The following is a 14,939-nucleotide window of genomic DNA, read 5'->3' as shown; positions in this document are numbered from 1 at the left end:
AGTCATGCCCGACGGACATGTGGATCTCGACGCCGAGCACATCGGCGATCTCGACGAGTATGAGGGTGCGCTGGCCGGCCTGTCCCGCCGGGAATTCCTGACCTACTGCACGGGCGTGGCCGCCACGCTGGGCCTGTCCCCCGCCTTCGGCGTGAAGATCGCCAACGCCGCCGTGGCCGCGCCGCGCCCGACGGTGATCTGGCTGTCGGGCCAGGCCTGCACCGGCTGCACCGAATCGCTGCTGCGCACCCACCACCCGTCGCTGGAGACGCTGATCCTCGACACCATCTCGCTCGACTACAACGAGACGCTGATGACCGGCTCCGGCCACCAGGCCGAGAACTGGAAGCAGCAGGCGATGAAGGACAATTGGGGCAAGTACCTGATGGTCACCGACGGCTCCATCCCGACGAAGGACGGGGGCGTCTACTGCAAGGTCGCCGGCAAGACCTACAAGGACGCCGTGCTGGAGTGCGCCAAGGGCGCCGCCGCGGTCATCTCCATGGGCTCCTGCTCCTCCTGGGGCGGCTGGCCGTCGACCGGCGTCAACCCGACGGGCGCCGTCGGCCTGAACGAGATCATCAAGGACAAGCCGGTCGTCTCCGTCCCCGGCTGCCCGCCGAATCCCTACAATTTCCTGTCGCTGGTCCTGCACTTCGTCGCCTTCGGCAAGCTGCCGGAGCTGGACGACAAGATGCGCCCGAAGTTCGCCTTCGGCCGGCTGATCCACGAGAACTGCGAGCGCCGCCCGCATTTCGACGCCGGGCGCTTCGCCATGGAGTTCGGCGATTACGGCCACCGCCAAGGCTACTGCCTCTACAAGCTCGGCTGCAAGGGTCCGGAGACCTACGCCAACTGTCCGTCCATCGGCTTCAACGACGTCGGCCAGGGTACCTGGCCGGTGGGCACCGGCCATCCCTGCTTCGGCTGCACCGAGAAGGGCGTCGGCTTCACCAAGGGCATCCATGAGCTGGCCTCGCTGAAGTCGGTGGCCCCGCCGAACACCTACCCGGCGGTCGCCGTCGAGAAGGGCGAGGGCATGTCCGCCGGAGCCGCGGCGGTGGTCGCCGGCATCGCCGGCGCGGCGGTCGGCGCCGGCGCCGTCATCTCCAGCCGGCTCGGCAAGCAGGACGCGAAGACCGAATCCTCCTCCACCGCCGCCGAGTGAGGTGACGCCATGTCGAAAAACATGATGTCGAAGAACAAGACATCGGGGGCATCGGTCTCGCGGCGCGGCTTCCTGCGGAACGCGGTCAAGGGCAGCGCGGCCGCCGCGGCCGCGGCCTGCACCACCGTGGTCGCCGCCCCGCCGGAGGCCAACGCGCTGCAGCGCCCGCCCAAGCCGCTGCCGCCCGACGCGGTCGGCCTGCTCTACGACAGCACGCTGTGCATCGGCTGCAAGGCCTGCGTGACCGCCTGCAAGGAGGTCAACCACATGCCGCCCGACGTCGGCGCGGCCCAGCAGGGCTGGAACGCCGGGGGCGGCGACAAGCCGATCTACGACAGCCCGGTGGAGCTGTCGGCGAAGACGCTGAACGTCATCAAGGCCTACAGCCACGGCACCGGCGCCACCAAGGACGCGGCGGAGAACGGCTTCGCCTTCATCAAGCGGCAGTGCCTGCACTGCGCCGATCCGTCCTGCGTGTCGGTCTGCCCGGTGTCGGCGATGACCAAGGACGCCAAGACCGGCATCGTCAACCACGACCCGAGCGCCTGCATCGGCTGCCGCTACTGCGTGCTGTCCTGCCCGTTCGGCGTGCCGAAGTACGACTACAACGACGCCTTCGGCGAGATCAAAAAGTGCCAGCTCTGCAAGCAGCAGCTCGCCAAGAACGAGCTTCCGGGCTGCGCCGACGTCTGCCCCACCGGGGCGACGCTGTTCGGCCGCACGGAGGATCTCAAGGCGGAGGCCAAGCGCCGCACCGCGCTGAAGGTGGGCGAATACACCCACTACCCGCGCGGCGACATCGCCGGCAAGGTCGGCGGGCCGCGGTCCGGCCATGAGAAGCTGGTGGAGGCGGCCTACCAGACGCACATCTACGGCGAGAAGGAGCTGGGCGGCACGCAGTGCCTCGCGGTGTCCGCCGTGCCGTTCGACAAGCTGAATCTGCCCACCAACGTGCCGGAGAACGGCTATCCGACCCTGTCGGAAGGCATCCAGCACACGCTCTACGCGGGCATGATCGCCCCCGCCACGGTGTTCGCCGGTCTCGCCTATCTGGCGCACCGCAACACCAAGAACCACACCGACGAGTGAGGGGGCCACGCCATGTCTTCGCAAGCTCATGAGCATCAGCCGCTCGGCGGCCGGGTCCTCACCCTTCCCTTCCTGATCTGCGCCGCGCTGGTCGCCGTCGCCGGCGTCATCCTGTTCCAGCGCTACACGCAGGGGCTGGCCGCCGCGTCGAACCTGAACGACGGCTATCCCTGGGGCATCTGGGTCGCCATCGACGTGGTGATCGGCTCGGCCTTCGGCTGCGCCGGCTACGTCATCGCGCTGCTCTGCTACATCCTGAACCGCGGCGAATACCACCCGCTGGTCCGTCCGGCGGTGCTGGCCAGCCTGTTCGGCTACGGCCTCGCCGGTCTGGCGGTGCTGGTCGATCTCGGCCGCTACTGGAACTTCTACCACATGATGCTGCCGTGGTACGCGCAGCCGAACTCCGTGATGCTGGAGGTCGGCCTGTGCGTGGCGACCTACACGCTGGTGCTGGTGGTGGAGTTCGCCCCGGCCTTCCTGGAACGCTTCGGCATCGAAGGGCTGCGCGCCAAGCTGAACCGGGTGCTGTGGGTCTTCATCGCGCTCGGCGTCCTGCTGCCGACGATGCACCAGTCGTCGCTCGGCACCATGATGGTCATCGTGGGGCACAAGCTGTCGCCGCTGTGGCAGTCGCAGATGCTGCCGGTCTTCTTCCTGCTGACCGCCATCCTGATGGGCTTCGCCATCGTGGTGTGGGAATCGGTGATGGCCTCGCTGAACTTCCGCCGCCCGATGGAGACGCCGGTGCTGTCGAAGCTGGCGGGGCTGATGCTGGTCGTCGCCTCGCTGTTCGTCGTCCTGCGCTTCGTCGACCTGATCGTGCGCGGCCAGATCGGCCAGATCTTCGGCGGCCCGCAGTCCGGCTGGTTCGTGGCGGAGATGGTCCTGATGATCTCCGGCCTCGCGCTGCTGATCCCCAAGGCCAACCGCAACCGGTCGCGGGCGCTGTTCCTGTCGGCCTCGCTCCTGCTGGCGGCGGGCATCCTCTACCGCCTGAACGTCTATCTCATCGGCTTCACGCCGGCGGTCGGTCCTTGGCACTACTTCCCCTCGGTCAAGGAAATCATGGTCACCGTCGGCGTCTTCGCGCTGGAGATCGCGCTGTATCTCCTCTTCGTGAAGAAGCTGCCCGTCATGCACGCCGTCCATCCCGAGCACGGCTGAGTTTAGGAGACTGTCGTTATGGCTCAGCGAGTTGTTGTTGATCCGGTCACCCGCATCGAGGGTCACCTGCGGGTCGATTGCGAAGTGGACGGCGGCAAGGTCACCAAGGCCTGGGCGTCGGGCCAGATGTGGCGCGGCATCGAACTGATCCTTCAGGGCAAGGACCCGCGCGACGCCTGGGTCTTCGCCCAGCGCATCTGCGGCGTCTGCACCACCGTGCACGCCATCACCTCCGTCCGCGCGGTGGAGAACGCGCTGAAGCTGGAGATTCCGCTCAACGCCCAGTACATCCGCAACATGATCCAGGGCGCCCACAACGTCCACGATCACATCGTCCATTTCTATCACCTGTCGGCGCTCGACTTCGTGGACATCGTGTCGGCGCTGAAGGCCGACCCGGCGGCGACCGCGAAGCTGGCCCAGTCGATCTCCGGCTGGCCGCGCAACAGCACCCAGGAATTCGCCACCGCCCAGAAGAAGCTGCAGGCCTTCATCAACTCCGGCCAGCTCGGCATCTTCGGCTCGGGCTACTGGGGCCACCCGGCGATGAAGCTGACGCCGGAAGCCAACCTGATGGCGGCGGCGCACTATCTCCAGGCGCTCGACTACCAGCGGCGCATGAACAAGGTGGTGGCCATCCTCGGCTCGAAGACCCCGCACATCCAGAACATGGCGGTGGGCGGCGTCACCAACCCGATCAACATGGACAGCCAGTCCACCCTGACGCTCGAAAAGCTGATGTACATCAAGCAGCTGATCGACGAGGTGGGCGACTTCATCACCCAGGCCTACATCCCCGACGTGGCGGCCATCGGCGCCTTCTACGCCGACTGGACGCAGTATGGCCGCGGCGTGGTGAACTACCTGTCCATCCCGGACATGCCACTGGACACCAAGGGCACCGTCTTCGCCCTGCCCGCCGGCTACATCGACAACGGCGACCTCGCCAACGGCTTCACCCCGATCAAGGACTTCCACGACCCCTACTTCGAGAAGGGCGTGAAGGAGAGCGTGAAGCATTCCTGGTACCAGGGCGGCAAGGGCCCTCTGCACCCCTACGACGGCGAGACGATCCCGAACTTCACCGACTGGCAGGACGACGGCAAGTACAGCTGGATCAAGTCGCCGACCTTCTACGACAAGCGCGCCCAGGTCGGCCCGCTGGCCAACGTGCTGGGCATGTACGCGTCGGGCCACCAGCGCACGCAGTTCTGGGTCAACGCGGTGCTGGACGCCGTGTCGGGCCATCTCGGCAGCAAGGTCGGCGTCGACGCGCTGCACTCCACCATCGGCCGCCACGCCGCCCGCGCGGTGCGCTGCGTGGTCCTGCACGAGGAGTTGCAGAACCAGTGGAAGCTGCTGATGGAGAACATCGCGAAGGGCGACACCAAGACCTTCAACAAGCCGGTGTTCCCGAAGGGCGAGATCCGCGGCTTCGGCTTCCACGAGGCGCCGCGCGGCATGCTCTCGCACTGGGTCGTGATCGAGAACGCCAAGATCAAGAATTATCAGGCGGTCGTGCCGACCACCTGGAACGCCGGCCCGCGCGACGAGGACGGGAACATCTCGGCCTACGAGGCGGCTCTGCTCGACAACCCGGTGGCGGTCGCCGACCAGCCGCTGGAGATCATCCGCACCCTGCACAGCTTCGACCCGTGCCTGGCCTGCGCCGTGCACCTGACCGACACGGAAACGAAGTCGCACTATCAGGTGAAGGTCGTCTGACCTCCGCCGCCTGACCGGCCGAAAGCCCCTCTTCCCCGCGGAGGAGGGGCTTTTCGCGTCACCACGCCGGCCGATTGATCCAGTTCACGGCGGGCCGCGCCGCTCCCGCTTCATCCTTCTGTTTCAAAACCTTCGAACGGAGTCTCCGCGCCATGTCCATCCTCGTCCTCGGCCTCGGCAACATCCTCCTGATGGACGAAGGGGTGGGCGTGCGCGCCATGGAGGCCTTCGATGCCGCCTGGAGCGTGCCCGATCACGTCAGCGTGGTGGACGGCGGCACCTGCGGCATGGACATGCTGGACCTGATCGCCAGCCACAAGCACCTGATCGCCGTGGACGCGGTGAAGACCGGCGCCCCGCCGGCCACCCTGACCGTGCTGCGCGGCGACGAAGTTCCGGCCTACTTCAAGGGCAAGCTGTCGCCCCACCAGCTCGGCCTCTGCGACCTGCTGGCCTCGCTGCGCCTGCAGGACGAAGCGCCGGACAGCGTGACGGTGGTCGGCTGCGTGCCGATGGCGCTCGGCACCGGCCTGATGATGTCGCCGGAGATCGAGGCGGTGATCCCGCGGATGGTGACGATGATCGTCGAGGAGTTGGCCCGCCTCGGCGTGACCGCCACGCCCCGGACCTGAGCGTGGCGGCGCCGTTCACAGCAAGAATTGACCGTCAGCGGTCGGCCCATCAGCGGTCGGCCCATCAGCGGTCGGCACGGATCGGCCCGAACTCCACCGGCACCCAGGCGTACCCCTTGCCTTCGGTGCGGACATGGCCGATGCCGGGGAAGGGCAGATGGGCGCCGGCCACCCACAGCTTCTGCGCCGCGGCGTCGGCGAAGAGCTTCTTGCGGGAAGCGATGGCCTGATCCTTGTCGGCGTCGAACTCGATGACGACCTCCGGACGGGCGAACTGCACGGAGTGGCTGTGCACCACGTCGCCCCACATCAGGATGCTGCGCTCCCCCGACGTGAACAGATAGCCGCTGTGGCCGGGCGTGTGGCCGTAGGCCGCCACCGATTCCACGCCGGGAACCAGGCTGTCGCCGGGCTGATAGGGCTTCAGCTTGCCCGCCGCCGCGTAGGGCGCCACCGCCGCGCGGGCCATGGCGAAGAAGGGCTGGCTGTCCGCCGGGGCCTTGGCCGCCACCTCCTCGCTCAGCCAGAAATCGGCGTCGGCCTTGGCGACATGGACCGTGGCGTTGGGGAACAGCATGGCGCCGTCCGGACGCAGCAGGCCGTTGGCGTGGTCCGGGTGCAGGTGGGTCAGCAGCACCGTGTCGACCTGCTCCGGGCTGTAGCCGGCGGCGCGGATGTTGTCGGCGATGAAGCCCAGCGCCGGACCGAAGGCCTTGGCCGTCCCGGTGTCCACCAGGACGAGATTCGCGCCGGTGTGCACCAGGAAGGCGTTCACCGCCGTCTGGACGCCCGGCGTGTCGGCCAGGAACATCCGGGCGAGCAGGCTCTGGATGTCGTCGGCGCTGGCGCCGCTGAGGATCTTGCGGTCGAGGTCGATGAAGCCGTCATACAGCGCGGTGACCTCGAAGTCGCCGATGGCCATGCGGTAGAAGCCCGGCGCCTGGGTCCGCTGCTGGCCGGGCACCTCCGCCAGGGCCGGCGCCGCCGGAACCAGGGTGGCGCCGACGGGAAGGGCGACGGCCAGGGCGAGCAGGGCGTTGCGCAGAGAGGCGAAGATTGGCGGTGTCATCGGCGTGGTTCCCCTTCAGGACGGTCGGCGCCCAGCATGGCGGTCCCCGACGCGCCGGGGAAGCGTCCCGGGGCCGCCGCATCAAAGATTTGAATTCATTGCTGAAATTCGTGACCGACAAGGACTCGGGATCGGCTTGGCGGAAGAGCCGCCAAGCCGGGACACCGAATCGGGCCGCTCAGCGGTCGTTGCGGATCGGGCCGAACTCCACGGGAACCCAGGCGTAGCCATCCCCTTCGGTCCGGACATGGCCGATGCCCGGAAACGGCAGATGCGCGCCGCCGACCCACAGCTTCTGCGCCGCCGCCTCGGCCAGCAGCCTCTTGCGCGAGGCGATGGTCTGATCCTTGTCCACGTCGAACTCGATGACGACCTCCGGACGGGCGAACTGGAGGGCGTGGCTGTGCACCACGTCGCCCCACAGCAGGATGCTCTGCTCCTTCGAGCGGAACAGGTAACCGCTGTGACCCGGCGTGTGGCCGTAGGCCGCCACCGGCTCCACGCCCGGCACGATGCTGTCGCCGGGCTGGTAGGGCTTCAGCTTGCCCGCCGCCGCGTAGGGGGCCACCGCGGCGCGGGCCATGGCGAAGAAGGGCTTGAGCGGCGCCGGCGCCTTCGCCTCGGCCTCCCCGCCCAGCCAGAAATCGGATTCGGCCTTGGCGACCCGGACCTCGGCGTTGGGGAACAGGATGGCGCCGTCCGGGCGCAGCAGGCCGCTGGCGTGGTCCGGGTGCAGATGGGTCATCAGCACGGTGTCGACCTGTTCCGGGCTGTAGCCGGCGGCGCGGATGTTGTCGGCGATGAAGCCGAGCGTCGGCCCCAACGCCTTGGCCGCCCCAGCGTCCACCAGGACCAGATTCGTGCCGGTGTGCACCAGATAGGCGTTCACCGCCGTCTGGATTTCCGGCCGCTCCGCCTGGAACATGCGGTCGAGCAGGCCGATGATGTCGTCGGCCTTGGCGCCGACGAAATACTTGCGGTCGCGGTCGATGAAGCCGTCGAACAGCGCCGTCACCTCGAGATCGCCGATGGCCATGCGGTAGAAGCCCGGCGCCTGGGTCCGCTGCTGGCCCGGCAGCTCCGCCAGCGCCGGCACCGCGGGGGCCAGGACGGCACCGGCCGGAAGGGCAACGGCCAGGGTGAGCAGGGCTTTGCGCAGGGTGGGGAAGGTTGGCGTCATCGGCAGAACACGACTCTTGATTGGGATTCGGTCAGGGATAGCAACCAAATATAGGAACATGCGAAGGGTGCCCACTGGAAAGGAAGGGCGTCCTCGTAAAGTTTTCGGGACAATGAAAAGGCCCGGCGAATCGCTTCGCCGGGCCTTCCTTCCTGCCGGGCTTCTTGCCGCCCGTCCCTATCGCGCTTCCGGCGATCAGCCCAGCGCGAGCAGCGCCACGCCGGCCAGACCGACCACGGCGCCCGTGCCGCGCAGCGCCAGGGCGCCCTTGCGGCCTTCCACCAGACGGCGCAGCGACAGGGCGGCGCCGATGCCGGCACCGTGCAGCAGCGCGGTCGACAGGGCGAAGCCCAGGCCGTAGAGCAGCGGCTCCGCCGCCTCCGGCATCTCGGCACCGTGGGCGTGGCCGTGGAACACGGCGAACAGGGCGACCACGCCGGCGGAAGCCAGCAGCGGCAGGCGGGACTGCAGGGCGATCAGGGCGCCCAGGGCGACCACGGACAGGACGATGCCAAGCTCGACCTGCGGCAGGTCGATGCCGGCCAGACCCAGCAGGCCGCCGCCGATCATCGCGCCGACAAAGGCCACCGGCAGCGCCCACAGGGCCTTGCCGCCGCGCTGCGCGGCCCACAGGCCGACGGCGACCATGGCCAGCAGGTGATCCCAGCCGCCGACCGGGTGCAGGAAGCCATGGACGAGCCCGGCGTCGTGGGCGCCGAAGGTGTGGGCGAGCGCCGCGTTGGGCAGCGCGGCCAGGGCCGCCGCCGCGGTGGCCGACGCGAGAGCGAAACGTTTCATCCGTGAAAACCCCTGCTGTATCGTTGAACGGCGCACGACCGACCCCTACCCCATCGCGCGCGAAGCGGTCGCCACTTTAGCAGAACCGTTCCGATTGGAAATGGCGGAGCGCCATGAAATTACGTCGGACCGCATGTTTGACGCACATCAATGTGCGGATTCAACCCCCGGTCAAGATGCCGCAGTTGAACGGACAGCAATCCGATGAGTTGGCTTCCCCGCGTGAGGGCGCGCGCATGTGTCTCGGCATTCCGATGCAGGTCCTGGAGACCGACGGCTTCACCGCGCGCTGCGCCGGCCGCGGCGAGGAGCGGCGCGTCAACGTCATGCTGATCGAGGAGGTCCCGGAAGGCGGCTGGGTGCTGGTCCATCTCGACCGCGCCGTCCGCCCGCTGGAGGTGGATGAGGTGGAGCCGCTGAACCGCGCGCTCGACGCCATCCTGCTGGCCGCGCAGGGGGAGAACGTGGACCACCTGTTCGCCGACCTCATGGGAAAGGTGGACGCGTGATCCCCGGCGCCCCCGAGGCGGGTTTCGCTGCCGACGCGCGCCCGTCCTGCGGGGCTTGCGGCGCGGTCTACGACCCCGCGGCGGGCGATCCGGGACGGGAGGTGCCGCCGGGAACGCCCTTCGGCGGCCTGCCGGACTATTGGCGCTGTCCGGGTTGCGGCGGCCCGCAGCATGGCTTCACCGTCGTCGCACCGCCGGACGGCGATCCCATGGACGCGCGCGTCGCCGCCCTGACCGCCAGCTACCGCCTGATCGCGGAGCGCGACATGGCCGGCGTTCCCATCTGCAACGCCGCCCTGGCGGTGGAGGCGCTGGGGTTCCGCCCCCACGGGCCGGGCTGGATCGGCTGCGTCATCGCCCCCTGGTTCCTGAACGCCGTGCTGATCCCGCGCGATCCCGCCTCGTGGGCGGACCGGCGCGACGGCGACAAGGTGGACATCGCCCTGCCCTCCGGCGCCTACCGCTTCACCGCGGCGCGGGTGGGCGTTCTGGGGACCTTGGCGGTGATCCCGCTCGCCTCGGCGATGAACGTGTTCACCGATCAGCCGGACGCCCGCGCCGCCGCCGCGCTGGCGCTCGACCATCTGATGCGGGAACCGCAGCAACCGGCGCCACTGACCGAACCGTCGCCGGCAAGCGATGCGGAGGCGGCGAAGCCCGCCCTGTCCCGCCGCTCCCTGTTCGGAAGAGCGCGCCGATGAGCGGGACGGGCGCCGGGCTGGAAGGCAGCGTGGCGGTGCGGCTGGAAACCGCTGCCGGGCGGTTGCGCGCCGTGTCGGTGCAGGTCCGCCGCCCCTCCGCCGCCCGCGCCCTGTGCGGACGCACGCCCGACGAGGCGATGCGCCTCGTGCCGCTGCTGTTCAGCCTGTGCGGCACCGCCCAGTCGCTGGCTGCGGCGGAGGCTTTGGAGGGAGCGCTCGGCCTCGACGCCCGGCCTCACGCTGCCGCCCGCGCCCTGCTGGCCGACGCGGAAGCCGCGACGAACCACGCCTGGCAGGTTCTGATCGACTGGCCGGCGCGGCTGGGCGAGGCGCCGCAGCCCAGGGAACTGGCCGGTCTGCGCGCCGCGGCGGCGGCGATCCGTCCCGCGCTTTACCCGGCCCGCGACGGGCTGCGTCCCGGCGGCGGCGCCCTGCGGCCCGACCGCGCCGCCCTGACCACCGCCATCGCGGCCCTGCGCGACGGGCTGGAACGCGCCGTCTTCGCCGCCCCTCCCCCCGCCGGCATGGCGGAGCTTGAGCGCTGGGCCGGTGCGGGCGGGACGTCCGCGGCGCGGCTGATGCGCCGCATCCTGGCGCCGGACATGGCGGGCTTCGGTGCCTGCGGCGTGGCGGCACTGGAACCGCATCCGGCAGGATGGTTCGGCGTGCGGCTGTCCGCCGACGTGGCGTTTTCCGAGAGCCCCCGGCAGGACGGCGCCCCGGCCCACACCGGACCGCTGGCCCGCCAGAGCGCGCATCCGCTGGTCGCCGCGTTGCTGGCCCGGCACGGCTCCGGCCTCGCCGCCCACGCCGCCGCCCGGCTTGTCGAATTGGCCGGACTGGCGGAGCGTCTGACAGAGTGGTCGAACCGCCTGGAGGATGCCGAACCGGCTCCGGACAATGGCACCGCCCGGCACGGCGCGGGGAGCGGCGCCGTCGAAACGGCCCGCGGTCGCCTCGCCCACTGGCTGCGTCTGGAGGATGGCCGCATCACCGATTGCCGCATCGTGGCGCCGACCGAATGGAACTTCGCCGTGGACGGGCCGCTGGCCCAGGGCTTGGCCGGCGCTGCAGCCGATGACGCTCTGGCCGAGCGCGCGGGTCTCCTGGTGGCGGCGCTCGACCCCTGCGTGGCCTCCACCATCACGATTCAGGACGAGGACTGACCCATGCACGAGCTGGCGCTCAGCCAGGGCATCATCGACGTGATCCGCGATCAGGCCGCGGCCCAGGGATTCACGAGGGTGAAAATGGTGCGGCTGGTCATCGGCACCCTGTCCCACGTCGAACCGCAGGCCATCGCCTTCGGCTTCGACGCGGTCAGCCGCGGCACCATCGCGGAGGGCGCCGTTCTGGACATCGAACGCCCGCCGGGTCAGGCCTTCTGCCTGTCCTGCGAGAAGCCGGTCCCGCTCCCCGAGCGGTCGGACCCCTGCCCGGAATGCGGCGGCCACCAGCTCGTGGTGACCGGTGGCGAGGAAATGCGCGTCAAGGAACTGGAGGTGGAGTGATGTGCACGGTCTGCGGCTGCGCCGAAGGCGAAACGAAAATCGAAGCCGGCCACGCGCACGGCCATCATCACCAGCATGGTCATGACCATCACCACCATGATCATGAACACCACAGCCACGAGCATGTCGGCCCGGACGGCAAGGTCTACCGGCACACGCACGGCGACGACCACGATCATGGCCACGACCACGGCACCATCGACCTCGGCCGCGGCCCGGCGGGGACCGAGGTGCCGGGCCTGTCGCAGACCCGACTGGTCGCCATCGAACAGGACATCCTCGCCAAGAACGACAGCTTCGCCGCGGTGAACCGCCAGCTGTTCGCGGCCAAGGGCGTGTTCGTGCTGAACCTGATGTCCAGCCCCGGTTCGGGCAAGACGACCCTGCTGACCCGCACGCTGACCGACCTGAAGGGCCGCTTCCCGATGGCGGTGATCGAGGGCGACCAGCAGACCTCCTTCGACGCCGACCGCATCCGCGCCACCGGCACGCCGGCCATCCAGGTCAACACCGGCAAGGGTTGCCATCTCGACGCCCAGATGGTCACCCAGGCGGTGGGACGCCTGCCGGTGGAGACGGGCAGCGTCCTGTTCATCGAGAATGTCGGCAACCTCGTCTGCCCGGCCGGCTTCGACCTCGGCGAGGCGCACAAGGTCGTCGTGCTCTCGGTGACGGAAGGGGAGGACAAGCCGCTGAAATACCCGGCGATGTTCGCCGGCGCCGACCTGCTTCTGGTCAACAAGGTCGATCTTCTGCCGCACCTGACCTTCGACGTGGCGCGCATGATCGCCTACGCCCGCCAGTTGAAGCCCGACCTCCGCGTGATCGAGGTCTCCGCCACCGGCGGCCAGGGGCTGGAGGACTGGTACGGCTGGATCGAAGAGGGGCTTGCAAAGGCGGTCGCCGCGCGGTGAAGCGACGGCGCATCCGGGTCCGTGGGCAGGTGCAGGGGGTCGGCTTCCGGCCCTTCCTGCATGGGCTGGCGCACCGCTTCGCCCTGACCGGCTGGGTGCTAAACGACGGGGACGGCGTGCTGGCGGAAATTCAAGGCGACGCCGCGGAACGCCTTCTGGCCGCGCTGACGGAAGAAGCCCCGCCGTTGGCGCGGATCGACGCGATTGAGACGGTCGAGATTCCCGTCCAGTCCGGCGAGATGGGCTTCGCCATCCGTGCCTCGCGGCGCGGCGCGGTCAGCACCGGGATTGCTCCCGACGCCGCCGTCTGCCCGGCCTGTCTGGCCGAACTGTTCGACCCGACGGACCGGCGCTACCGCTATCCGTTCCTCAACTGCACCCATTGCGGGCCGCGCTTCACCATCACGCGCGGCCTGCCCTACGACCGGCCGCAGACCGCCATGGCGGGCTTCCCCCTCTGCCCGGACTGCGCCGCCGAATACGCCGACCCCGCCGACCGCCGCTTCCACGCCCAGCCGACCGCCTGCCCGGCCTGCGGCCCGCGCCTGTCCCATTCCATCGACGAGGTGCTGGCCGCGCTGCGCGGCGGACGGATCGTCGCGATCAAGGGGCTGGGCGGCTTCCATCTCGCCTGCGACGCGTTCGACGCGGCGGCGGTGGAGCGGCTGCGCGCGCGCAAGCAACGCAACGGCAAGCCCTTCGCCCTGATGGTCGCCAACATTGCCTCCACGGAACGGTTCGTGGAGGTCGGAGCGGCGGAACGGGCATTGTTGGAAGGGGTGGCGCGGCCGGTGGTGCTGTTGCGGCGGCGGGACGGCGCCACGACGCTTCCCGATTCCATCGCCCCCGGCCTCGCCTGGCTGGGGATCATGCTGCCCTACACGCCGATCCATCATCTGCTGTTCCACGAGGCGGCCGGACGGCCCGACGGCACGGCGTGGCTGGAGCGGCCGCAGGACCTCGCCCTGGTCATGACCTCCGCCAACCCCGGCGGCGAACCGCTCGCCATCGGCAACGCCGAGGCCCGGCGACGGCTGGCGGGCATCGCCGACCTGATCGTCGACCATGACCGCGACATCCTGATCCGCGCCGACGACAGCGTGATGCGGGTGGTGGCGGGCGCGCCGGCTGTCCTGCGGCGGGGGCGCGGCCATGTTCCGGCCCCCATCCGCCTGCCGCGCCCCGGACCGTCGGTGCTGGCGGTCGGCGGGCATCTGAAGGCCACCGTCTGCCTGACCCGCGGCAATGAAGCCTTCCTCAGCCAGCACATCGGCGACCTCGACAACGCGGCGACCCTGGATTTCCTGGAGGAGAGCGTCGCCCATCTGCGCGGCATCCTGGCGGTGGAGCCGGTGGCCGTCGCCCACGACCTCCACCCCGACTTCCAGAGCACCCGCTTCGCCGAATCGCTCGGCCTGCCGACGCTGCCGGTGCAGCATCACCACGCCCACATCGCCGCGGTGCTGGCCGAGCATGGCGTGGACGGTCCGGCTCTTGGATTGGCGCTGGACGGCTTCGGGCTGGGGGCGGACGGCGGGTCCTGGGGCGGGGAGATGCTGTTGGTGGAGTGCGCCCGCTTCACCCGCCTCGGCCATCTGGCGCCGCTGGCCCAGCCGGGCGGCGACGTGGCGGCGCGCCAGCCCTGGCGCATGGCGGCGGCGGCGCTGGCCCGCATGGGGCGCGGCGCGGAGATCGCCGGGCGCTTCGCCGCCTGCGGCCCGGCCGACGGCGTGCGGCGGATGATCGAGGCGGGCATCAACGCGCCGCCCACCAGCTCCTGCGGACGCTGGTTCGACGCCGCCTGCGGCCTGCTGGGAATTCGTGCCGTCGCCGGCTTCGAAGGCGAGGCGCCGATGGCCCTGGAATCGCTGGTCCGCCGCCCCACGGTGCTGGAGGGCGGCTGGCGGATCGACGGCGGCGTGCTGGACCTCACCCCTCTGCTGGAAAGTTTGTTGCAGATCAATGCGCAGGAGGGGGCGGACCGGTTCCATGGCACCCTGGTCGCGGCGCTGGTCGCTTGGGCCATGCCGGAGCTGGCGGCGCGCGGCCTCGACCGCATCGCCCTGTCCGGCGGCTGCCTGATGAACGCCGTTCTGGCGGAGGGGCTGACCACCGGCTTTGCGGCGCGCGGCGTCACCGCGCTGCTGCCGCGCCAAGCGCCGGCCAACGACGGCGGGCTCGGCCTGGGACAGGCCTGGGTCGCCATGCAGAGTTTGCTTCAGGAAGGACCGCCCCCATGTGCCTCGCCGTCCCCGCCCGCGTGATCGAGCTTCTGGAGGACGACCGCGCCACGGTCAGCCTGGGCGGGGTGAAGGTCGCCTGCTCCCTGGCGCTGGTCGAGGGGGTGGCGGTGGACGACTATGTGATCGTCCATGTCGGCTACGCCCTGTCCAAGCTCGATCCGGAGGAGGCGGAGCGAACACTCGCCCTGCTCGCCGAGACCGGCACCGTGCCGACCGCCGCCTGATTTTATGGA

15 protein-coding genes are annotated in these 14,939 nt (G+C 69.9%); 12 read left to right on the top strand and 3 right to left on the bottom strand.

All coding sequences use genetic code 11. The annotated features are described in order from the left end of the window. Window positions 1-4: 4 nt before the first annotated feature. The 5 genes from TSH58p_RS28245 (at window position 5) to TSH58p_RS28225 (ending at window position 5,781) form a co-directional block, all read left to right on the top strand. Complete coding sequence (locus tag TSH58p_RS28245) at window positions 5-1,168, top strand: hydrogenase small subunit (RefSeq protein ID WP_199230061.1); 1,164 nt, start codon at window positions 5-7, stop codon at window positions 1,166-1,168. 9 nt (window positions 1,169-1,177) lie between these two features. Then, the gene (gene hybA / locus TSH58p_RS28240) at window positions 1,178-2,257 is read left to right on the top strand and encodes a hydrogenase 2 operon protein HybA (protein WP_109068856.1); all 1,080 of its coding nucleotides are present in this window, start codon (window positions 1,178-1,180) and stop codon (window positions 2,255-2,257) included. A gap of 12 nt (window positions 2,258-2,269) precedes the next feature. Beyond that, the gene (gene hybB, locus TSH58p_RS28235; protein ID WP_109068857.1) at window positions 2,270-3,424 is read left to right on the top strand and encodes a Ni/Fe-hydrogenase cytochrome b subunit; all 1,155 of its coding nucleotides are present in this window, start codon (window positions 2,270-2,272) and stop codon (window positions 3,422-3,424) included. Window positions 3,425-3,442: 18 nt separating this feature from the next. Beyond that, window positions 3,443-5,149, top strand: coding sequence for a nickel-dependent hydrogenase large subunit (locus tag TSH58p_RS28230; protein WP_109068858.1), 1,707 nt, complete (start codon window positions 3,443-3,445; stop codon window positions 5,147-5,149). A gap of 152 nt (window positions 5,150-5,301) precedes the next feature. Then, window positions 5,302-5,781, top strand: a complete 480-nt coding sequence (locus TSH58p_RS28225) for a HyaD/HybD family hydrogenase maturation endopeptidase (RefSeq protein WP_109068939.1) — start codon at window positions 5,302-5,304, stop codon at window positions 5,779-5,781. A 64-nt stretch (window positions 5,782-5,845) separates the two neighbouring features. Here the strand turns inward: TSH58p_RS28225 and TSH58p_RS28220 are convergent, their stop codons facing one another. The 3 genes from TSH58p_RS28220 to TSH58p_RS28210 all read right to left on the bottom strand — a co-directional run bounded on the left by TSH58p_RS28220 (window position 5,846) and on the right by TSH58p_RS28210 (window position 8,828). Further along, the gene (locus tag TSH58p_RS28220) at window positions 5,846-6,850 is read right to left on the bottom strand and encodes an MBL fold metallo-hydrolase (RefSeq protein WP_109068859.1); all 1,005 of its coding nucleotides are present in this window, start codon (window positions 6,848-6,850) and stop codon (window positions 5,846-5,848) included. Window positions 6,851-7,028: 178 nt separating this feature from the next. Beyond that, entirely contained in the window at window positions 7,029-8,030 is a 1,002-nt protein-coding gene (locus tag TSH58p_RS28215; protein WP_109068860.1) for an MBL fold metallo-hydrolase, read from the bottom strand. 195 nt (window positions 8,031-8,225) lie between these two features. Beyond that, window positions 8,226-8,828 (bottom strand): HupE/UreJ family protein, encoded by a 603-nt coding sequence (locus TSH58p_RS28210; protein WP_109068861.1) that lies wholly within the window; start codon window positions 8,826-8,828, stop codon window positions 8,226-8,228. A gap of 236 nt (window positions 8,829-9,064) precedes the next feature. On the opposite strand from TSH58p_RS28210, the gene TSH58p_RS28200 reads away from it, so the two are divergent. From TSH58p_RS28200 to TSH58p_RS28170, 7 genes are read left to right on the top strand one after another with little or no spacing between them, the layout of a single operon-like run. Beyond that, a complete protein-coding gene (locus TSH58p_RS28200) occupies window positions 9,065-9,337 on the top strand; it encodes a HypC/HybG/HupF family hydrogenase formation chaperone (protein ID WP_094304823.1) in 273 nt (90 codons plus the stop codon). Beyond that, complete coding sequence (gene hybE, locus TSH58p_RS28195) at window positions 9,334-10,038, top strand: [NiFe]-hydrogenase assembly chaperone HybE (protein ID WP_109068862.1); 705 nt, start codon at window positions 9,334-9,336, stop codon at window positions 10,036-10,038. The genes TSH58p_RS28200 and hybE overlap by 4 nt, the downstream gene beginning before the upstream one ends. Further along, window positions 10,035-11,204, top strand: coding sequence for a nickel-dependent hydrogenase large subunit (locus TSH58p_RS28190; protein ID WP_109068863.1), 1,170 nt, complete (start codon window positions 10,035-10,037; stop codon window positions 11,202-11,204). Before hybE ends, TSH58p_RS28190 begins: the two co-directional genes overlap by 4 nt. A 3-nt stretch (window positions 11,205-11,207) precedes the next feature. Next, the gene (gene hypA / locus TSH58p_RS28185) at window positions 11,208-11,549 is read left to right on the top strand and encodes a hydrogenase maturation nickel metallochaperone HypA (protein ID WP_109068864.1); all 342 of its coding nucleotides are present in this window, start codon (window positions 11,208-11,210) and stop codon (window positions 11,547-11,549) included. After that, window positions 11,549-12,463 carry a hydrogenase nickel incorporation protein HypB gene (gene hypB / locus TSH58p_RS28180; protein ID WP_109068865.1) on the top strand — a complete coding sequence of 305 codons (915 nt, stop codon included), beginning with the start codon at window positions 11,549-11,551 and terminating at the stop codon, window positions 12,461-12,463. Before hypA ends, hypB begins: the two co-directional genes overlap by 1 nt. Beyond that, window positions 12,460-14,727: a carbamoyltransferase HypF gene (hypF, locus tag TSH58p_RS28175; protein WP_109068866.1), complete on the top strand. Its 2,268-nt coding sequence runs from the start codon at window positions 12,460-12,462 to the stop codon at window positions 14,725-14,727. The genes hypB and hypF overlap by 4 nt, the downstream gene beginning before the upstream one ends. Beyond that, complete coding sequence (locus TSH58p_RS28170) at window positions 14,700-14,930, top strand: HypC/HybG/HupF family hydrogenase formation chaperone (RefSeq protein WP_109068867.1); 231 nt, start codon at window positions 14,700-14,702, stop codon at window positions 14,928-14,930. The genes hypF and TSH58p_RS28170 overlap by 28 nt, the downstream gene beginning before the upstream one ends. The last annotated feature ends 9 nt before the right edge of the window (window positions 14,931-14,939 follow it).

Origin of the sequence: Azospirillum sp. TSH58, assembly GCF_003119115.1 — a bacterium.
Taxonomy (GTDB): Bacteria; Pseudomonadota; Alphaproteobacteria; order Azospirillales; family Azospirillaceae; genus Azospirillum.
The sequence above is the reverse complement of the archived record's forward strand: the minus strand, read 5'-3'. Positions and strand labels throughout refer to the sequence as shown.

Excerpts from the sequence above, each read along its gene's own strand:
- hybA (WP_109068856.1), top strand. The coding sequence starts at position 1,178 with ATGTCGAAAAACATGATGTCGAAGAACAAGACATCGGGGGCATCGGTC.
- TSH58p_RS28170 (WP_109068867.1), top strand. The coding sequence starts at position 14,700 with ATGTGCCTCGCCGTCCCCGCCCGCGTGATCGAGCTTCTGGAGGACGAC.
- TSH58p_RS28215 (WP_109068860.1), bottom strand. The coding sequence starts at position 8,030 with ATGACGCCAACCTTCCCCACCCTGCGCAAAGCCCTGCTCACCCTGGCC.
- TSH58p_RS28190 (WP_109068863.1), top strand. The coding sequence starts at position 10,035 with ATGAGCGGGACGGGCGCCGGGCTGGAAGGCAGCGTGGCGGTGCGGCTG.
- TSH58p_RS28200 (WP_094304823.1), top strand. The coding sequence starts at position 9,065 with ATGTGTCTCGGCATTCCGATGCAGGTCCTGGAGACCGACGGCTTCACC.
- hypB (WP_109068865.1), top strand. The coding sequence starts at position 11,549 with ATGTGCACGGTCTGCGGCTGCGCCGAAGGCGAAACGAAAATCGAAGCC.
- TSH58p_RS28225 (WP_109068939.1), top strand. The coding sequence starts at position 5,302 with ATGTCCATCCTCGTCCTCGGCCTCGGCAACATCCTCCTGATGGACGAA.
- TSH58p_RS28230 (WP_109068858.1), top strand. The coding sequence starts at position 3,443 with ATGGCTCAGCGAGTTGTTGTTGATCCGGTCACCCGCATCGAGGGTCAC.
- hypA (WP_109068864.1), top strand. The coding sequence starts at position 11,208 with ATGCACGAGCTGGCGCTCAGCCAGGGCATCATCGACGTGATCCGCGAT.
- hybB (WP_109068857.1), top strand. The coding sequence starts at position 2,270 with ATGTCTTCGCAAGCTCATGAGCATCAGCCGCTCGGCGGCCGGGTCCTC.
- TSH58p_RS28245 (WP_199230061.1), top strand. The coding sequence starts at position 5 with ATGCCCGACGGACATGTGGATCTCGACGCCGAGCACATCGGCGATCTC.
- TSH58p_RS28210 (WP_109068861.1), bottom strand. The coding sequence starts at position 8,828 with ATGAAACGTTTCGCTCTCGCGTCGGCCACCGCGGCGGCGGCCCTGGCC.
- TSH58p_RS28220 (WP_109068859.1), bottom strand. The coding sequence starts at position 6,850 with ATGACACCGCCAATCTTCGCCTCTCTGCGCAACGCCCTGCTCGCCCTG.